The 6501-nt window shown below is 71.5% G+C and carries 7 protein-coding genes; 5 read left to right on the top strand and 2 right to left on the bottom strand.

Annotated features, from left to right (window positions below; translation table 11 throughout):
• The coding region (gene sepH / locus VE172_RS19315; protein WP_324803604.1) for a septation protein SepH at positions 1 to 732 on the bottom strand (732 nt) is incomplete at its 3' end.
• A 253-nt stretch (positions 733 to 985) separates the two neighbouring features.
• On the opposite strand from sepH, the gene VE172_RS19310 reads away from it, so the two are divergent.
• Complete coding sequence (locus VE172_RS19310; RefSeq protein WP_324803605.1) at positions 986 to 1183, top strand: DUF2530 domain-containing protein; 198 nt, start codon at positions 986 to 988, stop codon at positions 1181 to 1183.
• On the opposite strand, the gene VE172_RS19305 is transcribed toward VE172_RS19310, so the two are convergent.
• Positions 1184 to 2065, bottom strand: a complete 882-nt coding sequence (locus tag VE172_RS19305; RefSeq protein WP_324803603.1) for a DUF3027 domain-containing protein — start codon at positions 2063 to 2065, stop codon at positions 1184 to 1186.
• A 111-nt stretch (positions 2066 to 2176) separates the two neighbouring features.
• Between VE172_RS19305 and mqnB the strand changes: the two genes are divergently transcribed.
• From mqnB to VE172_RS19285, 4 genes are all read left to right on the top strand, one after another.
• On the top strand, positions 2177 to 2791 hold the full coding sequence (mqnB, locus tag VE172_RS19300) for a futalosine hydrolase (RefSeq protein WP_324803602.1): 615 nt from the start codon (positions 2177 to 2179) through the stop codon (positions 2789 to 2791).
• Positions 2788 to 3585, top strand: a complete 798-nt coding sequence (locus VE172_RS19295) for a 1,4-dihydroxy-6-naphtoate synthase (RefSeq protein ID WP_324803601.1) — start codon at positions 2788 to 2790, stop codon at positions 3583 to 3585. The genes mqnB and VE172_RS19295 overlap by 4 nt, the downstream gene beginning before the upstream one ends.
• 97 nt (positions 3586 to 3682) lie before the next feature.
• Entirely contained in the window at positions 3683 to 4084 is a 402-nt protein-coding gene (locus VE172_RS19290; protein ID WP_324803600.1) for a cold-shock protein, read from the top strand.
• A 123-nt stretch (positions 4085 to 4207) separates the two neighbouring features.
• Positions 4208 to 6499: an AAA family ATPase gene (locus VE172_RS19285; RefSeq protein ID WP_414715124.1), complete on the top strand. Its 2292-nt coding sequence runs from the start codon at positions 4208 to 4210 to the stop codon at positions 6497 to 6499.
• Positions 6500 to 6501 lie beyond the last annotated feature (2 nt).

The following is a 6501-nucleotide window of genomic DNA, read 5'->3' as shown; positions in this document are numbered from 1 at the left end:
CAGCGGGTCGGGGCGCTCGGGCGCCGGTTCCGGTTTCGGGGACGGAGCGGGATCGCGCCGGGTGACGCCGTACAGCGGGTCCCGGGAGGGACGCGCCGCGGTCGACGGGGAGCGCAGCTCGTGGTGGTCCGAATCCTTGCGCAGGCTGGTCGGCGCCGGGGTGGACAGGAACTGCGCCATCTCGTCGTGCGGCGTCACGGTCTGGCGGGAACGGTCCATGTCCCAGCTGGCCTGGGCGGTCGACTTGCCCGACGTCCACGTGGCCGACACCCGCCAGGTGCCGTCCTCGCGGCGCCAGGCGTCCCACGACACCGAGGCGACGTCGACGCCGTGCTGCGCCAGCTTCACGTCCACCACATCGGACATCCGGTCGGCGCGGTCCGAATTGGCCAGCCGGGCGCGTCGCGCGCCCTGCGCCAGCATGGCCCGCTCCTGTAGCACCGGGCCCGCGTACCGCAGCACCTTGTCCACCGTCACGCCCGCGCTGCGGGCGATGTCGTCGGCGGATTCACCCGAACGGATCCGGGTCTGAATGTCGCGAGGGGACAGTGAGATCTGCGAGGCGACCCGGCGCTCCACCGGCGCGGCAGCGGGTTCCGATGTGGAATGGTCATGGTGAACCGCGGTCTGCACCCGGTCGTCCAGGGGCAGCCCCAACAGTCGCCCCAGTTCGTCCGCCAGAACCAATGCCTGGCCGTCCTCGGAAAGGGCGACGAAGCGTACCGGTCGCATCTCGTACACACCCCTAGTCGTGTCGGCTGTCCTCGTCGCCGAGCGGCCCTGGCTCCCTGAGGTCGCCCCAACCGGTCGCGACGACACCACTCGACAGTACGCCCCACGGTACAGGCAAACCACCCGATCTCGGCGCATCCAAAGGCTCAAGATCGCGAATATCCCTCAAAGTAACCATTCGGACGGGGTTCTCCTGGTGACCGCGCGCTAGATTCTTAGCGTGTCAGAGCGTCCCACTCCACCGCCGGTAGACATGCCGATGACCCCGCTTGCCGTTGGGGGCACTGCCTTGTGGCTTCTCGCGGCCGTCGTGTTGACGTTCTTCTCCGACGACCTGGCCGCGGGCGGCCGTTCGTGGTGGATCGACTGCGCGTGGTTCGGCGCGGCGCTGGGAATCCCGGGCATCGTGATCATGATCATTCACGATCGGGGACGCCGTCGGCGCGACTGATCACTCCGACGGTTCGGTGTGGACGGCGGAGGGCTTCTCCTCGGCCGTCGTTTCGTCCTTAGGGGACTCTTCGTCCTCAGGGGGCTCTTCGGACGCGGCGGGCTCGTCGGGCGCGTCGGCTTCCGTTTCGGGCTCGACCCGCTCGACCACGTTGTCGTCGTAGACGGTCCCGGCGTGGTCCACGGCCCCCGCCACGGCCTCCGCCTCGCCGCTGAGCACCTCGGAGTGCGCGCCGCAACCGTGATCGGACGACACCACCCTGGCGTCGTCGGACGCGTAGACGTTGCCGCAGACCCCGAAGACCTGGCGCAGCGAACCCGCCAGCGGCAGGAAGAAGCCGCAGGAGGCGCAGCGCGCGTCGGCGGGCGCGGACGTCGCGATCTCCGCGGTCGGGCCCCGGTCGCCGGCGTACCAGCGATCGGCGCACTCGGCGCGGCCCTCGCGGTTCATCACCCGCTCGCGGCCCACGCCCAGCTCGAACGCGAGGTCCTCCAGGCCGTCGTCGTCCGAGTACACATAGGCCGGATCGAGCCGCGGGTCGTCGGGAGCGGTCGGCAGCAGATCGCCGACGCCGACGTCCCCGGCGCGCAGCCGCTGGGACCACGGCACCCATTCGGGGGCCACCAGCGCGTCGGGACCGGGCAGCAGCGCGGTCTCCGAGACGGTGACGGTGCGGGAGCGCGGCGCCCTGGCGACAACCACGGCCCAGCGCCAGCCCCGGTAGCCGGGCAGCAGACACTCGAACAGGTGCGTGACCACCCGCTCGGCCTCGGCCTCGGCGCCCAGGTGCTCGCCGATTCCCTCGCCGGTTTCGGCGGCGGCCTCACGGGCGAGCTCTACGGCGTCGGCGCACACCCGATCGAGGCGGGCCCGCCTGGACATCGTGGAAGTTTGCGACACCCGGCCAGGATAGTGCTTGCTCGGAAGTGGCGTCGCCTACCCCGCCGGTGGTGTGGCTTGGAGCGCCGGCGACGCCCGGGTAGCGTTTCGGCCGTGAAATTGCTCATCGTCACCGCCGTCGACGAAGAACGCGACGCCGTCCTGAAGGGACTGTCGGGTTCGGCGCACGACGCCTACACCGTGGGCGTCGGCCCGTCCGCCGCCGCCGCGGGAACCGCCCGCCTCCTCGCCCGCGCCGAAGCGGCGGGCATCCGCTACGACGGCGTGGTCAACGCCGGGATCGCGGGCGGACTGGACGGGCGGGTCGGCGCCGGCGACGTCGTGGTGGCCGCCGCCGCGGTCTCCCCCGAGCTCGGGATGGTCGACGAGTCGGGCTTCACGCCGCTGGGCGAGCTGGGTTTCGGCAGCAACGTGGCGGTGTGCGCGCTGCGGCTGGCCGCCAAGGTCACGGGCACCCGCGGCGACGTCCTCACCGTGGCGACCATCACGGGCACGCGGGACGAGGCGGCGCGGCTGGCGAAGTCCTATCCCGACGCGGTCGCCGAGGCCATGGAGGGCTTCGGCGTCGGCACCGCCGCCGCCCAGGCGGGGCTGCCGTTCGTGGAGGTGCGCTCCATCTCCAACGCCGTCGGCGACCGCGACGTCGCCGGCTGGGACTGGACGGGCGGATTCGCGGCGCTGACCAAGGCGATGGAGGAGCTGCGATGAGACTGGCCTTTTCCCCCTGCCCCAACGACACCTTCGTCTTCCACGCGTGGGTGCACGGCCTGGTGGACGGCGCGCCCGTCCCCGAGGTGACCTTCGCCGACGTCGACGTCACCAACACCGCGGCCCTGAACGGCGAGTTCGACGTGGTGAAGGTGTCGTACGCGGCCCTGCCGTGGCTGTTGGACACCTACGAACTGCTGCCGTGCGGCGGGGCGCTGGGACGCGGGTGCGGCCCGCTGGTCCTGGCCCGCGACGCCGCGGCCTCGCTGGACGGCGCCACGGTGGCCGTTCCCGGCGACCGCACCACCGCTTACCTGCTGTTTCGCTTGTGGGCGCAGGGTTTCGCGCCCCGCGAGATCGCCGTGGTGCCCTTCAACGAGATCATGCCCGGCGTGGCGTCGGGGCGCTTCGACGCGGGCCTGGTGATCCACGAGGCCCGCTTCACCTATCGGGACCACGGACTGTCCATGGTGGCCGATCTGGGCGAGTGGTGGGAGTCCGAGACGGGCTGCCCGATACCGCTGGGCGCGATCCTGGCCCGCCGGGGCCTGGACACCGCCGCGATCACGCGGTGGATCCGCGCCAGCGTCCACTATGCCTGGGATCACCCCGAGGCGAGCGCGGCGTACGTGGCCGAGCACGCCTCCGAGCTGTCCCCCGCCGTCACCAAGCAGCACATCGATCTGTACGTCAACGAGTTCAGCGCCGACCTGGGTGACGTGGGCCACGCCGCGGTAAAGACCCTGCTGGACCGGGCCGCGACGGCGGGTCTGGTGCCCGTCACGACGGCTTAACACCCTGGCGTGTCGCGGAATCGGAACGTTAGGCTAAGGATGCGTCGCGACCAAGCGACCACGACATGTTCCTGGCGAGTGAGTTAGAGGTCAAGCTGTGCCCAGCGGTCGAGTCAAGTGGTACAACGCCGACAAAGGCTTCGGCTTCGTCTCTCGGGACGATGGCGGCAGCGATGTCTTCTTGCACCGCGACTCCCTGCCCGACGACGTCGAGGAGCTGAAGGCGGGCCAGAAGCTCGAATATGGCATTGTGGACACCCGTCGCGGCGTCCAGGCCATGTCGGTCAAGCTCGTCGAGACCCCCAAGCGCGTCAAGGCCGCCGAGCCCCCGCGCGAGAAGCGCTCCCCCGACGAGCTCCACGGCCTCATCGAGGACATGATCAAGGTCCTGGAGGACCAGGTCATGCCGTCCCTGCGCCGCGGCCGCCAGCCCGATCGCAAGCACACCGCCAAGATCGCCGAGGTGGTCCACGCCGTGGCGCGCGAGCTGGAGAGCTGAGCTCACGCATCCTCCTGAACCTCGGCTGAATAACGGCTTGACGGATTGTCCGATGGGGATTTAATTTGACATACCTTGTTGAGGGTGGTCAGCCCCCAAGGTGGGGTGGGGCATTGATCGGAAATGCCGTTAGCACTGCTCGCTAGGCTTACTCGCGTGACTTCTCTGAGCCTGGCCGTGTCGCTGCGTCCCGCCGCGTTGGACGCGCGGCGGGGAATCGTTCGGCTGCATGCCGAGGTGTTGACCGCCCTGGGTTTGCAGGCGGGGGATCCCGTGAGGCTGCGGGGAAACCGGACCACCACGGGGATCGCGCTGACCGCCGAGCGGTACGCGGGGCGGGGCGCGATCTACGCCGACGACCTGACACTGGGGAACCTCGGGGTCCGCGACGGCGACGTGATCACCGTGGAGCCCGTGGCCCTGGCGGCGGCGCGGCGCGTGGAGGTGACGGGGCCCGTCGAGATCGCCGCGGCCGTGTCGGCCGAGACGCTGCGGCTGGCGCTGTTGTCCAAGGTGGTGTCCGTCGGGGACGAGGTTTCCCTGCTGCCGCTTGACATCGGCGGCGCCGAGCGCGGTTCGGTGGCCGAGGCGCGACGGTCGCTGTCCAACACCGTCGGCATGGGCTGGACGACCGTGCTGCTCACCATCGCCGACGCCGACCCCGCCGACGCCGTGATGATCACATCGGACACCGTCGTGTCCTGGCACCGCGGGGCCGCCACCACCGCGCCCGCCACCCGTCCGCGGCTGCACATCGTGCGGGATTCCCCGGCGCCGCAAGCCAACCCGCTGCCCGTGCGCCGCGACGAGCCCGCCTCGCCGACGCGGCCCCCGGCCCCGGGGCCCGCCGCGACCGAGGTGGTGCCGCTGGAGGAGCTGGCGGGGATTCGCGCCGAGGCCGAGGAGCTCCGCGAGCTGCTCGACCTGGCCTTCAACCACCGCGAGGTGCTGGCCACCGTCGGCACCGACGTCACCCTCGGCGTCCTGCTGACGGGCCCCTCGGGCACGGGGAAGACCACCATGGCCCACTCGGTGGCCGACGCGGTGGGGGCGACCATCGTCCACATCTGGGCGCCCGAGCTGGCCGCCCTGACCGCCAACGACGCCGCCGCCGCGCTGCGCCGCGCCACCGAACAGCTCGGGGCGGGCTCGATGTTGCTGGTGTCGGGAGTGGAGGAACTCGCGCCCCGCGACACCACCACCCCGCTGTCCACGGTCTTCAGGCGCACCGTCCGCGACCTGTTGGCCGACGGCAAGGCCGTCATCTGCACCACCGCCAGCCCCGAGACGGTCTCCCCGCTGCTGCGCCAGCCGGGGCTGCTGGAGCACGAGATCACCATCCCGATGCCCGACGCGGCCGCCCGCCGCGAGCTCCTGGAGGCGTTCACCGCGTCCATGCGGATCGCCGCCGACGTCCGCCTGGAGGACGTCGCCTCCAAGGCGCCCGGCTACGTGGCCGCCGACCTGCTCACCCTGGTGCGCGAGGCGGGGGTCCGCGCGGCGATGCGCGCCAAGGACGGCGGCGCCACGGCCCTGCAGATCGACGACTTCATCTCCGCCCTGTCGGCGGTCCGCCCCTCCAGCATGGCGGACTCCACACTGGAGCTCGCCCAGATCTCGCTGGACGACGTCGGCGACATGGTCGAGGTCAAGCAGCTCCTCACCGAGTCGGTGCTGTGGCCACTGACCTACCCCGACACGTTCACCCGCCTCGGCATCGCCGCCCCCCGCGGCGTCCTGCTCTACGGTCCCCCCGGCTGCGGCAAGACCTACCTGGTGAAGGCGATCGCGGGCAGCGGAAAGTCCAATGTGCTCTCCGTCAAGGGCGCGGAGCTCCTCAACAAGTGGGTCGGCGAGTCCGAGGCCAGCGTCCGCGACCTCTTCCGCCGCGCCCGCCAGGCCGCCCCCACCCTGATCTTCTTCGACGAACTCGACGCCCTGGCCCCCGTCCGCGGCCAGGACTCCAACTCGGGCACCGCCGACCGCGTCGTCGCCGCCCTCCTCACCGAGCTCGACGGCGTCGAGGACCTCCGCAACGTCGTCGTCATCGGCGCCACCAACCGCCCCGACATGATCGACCCCGCCCTGCTGCGCCCCGGCCGCCTCGAGCGCCTCGTCTACGTCCCGCCCCCCGATGCCAACGGCCGCACCGCGATCCTGAGGGCGGCGTCCGTCACGGTCCCCCTGTCCGACGACGTCGACCTTGCCGACCTCGGCGCCTCGCTCGACAACTTCTCGGCCGCCGACTGCTCGGCCCTGATCCGCGAGGCGGCCCTGTCGGCGATGCGCGAATCCGTCGAGGCCAGCGAGGTCACCGCGGCCCACGTCGCCGACGCCCGCAAGCGCGTCCGCCCCAGCCTCGACCCCAAGCAGCTCGAATGGCTGGAGAGCTACGCCAGGCAACGCTCCTCCTGACC

This window comes from Stackebrandtia sp. (assembly GCF_035643755.1).
Lineage (GTDB): Bacteria > Actinomycetota > Actinomycetes > Mycobacteriales > Micromonosporaceae > Stackebrandtia.
This window is presented reverse-complemented; position numbering and strand designations above follow the sequence as displayed.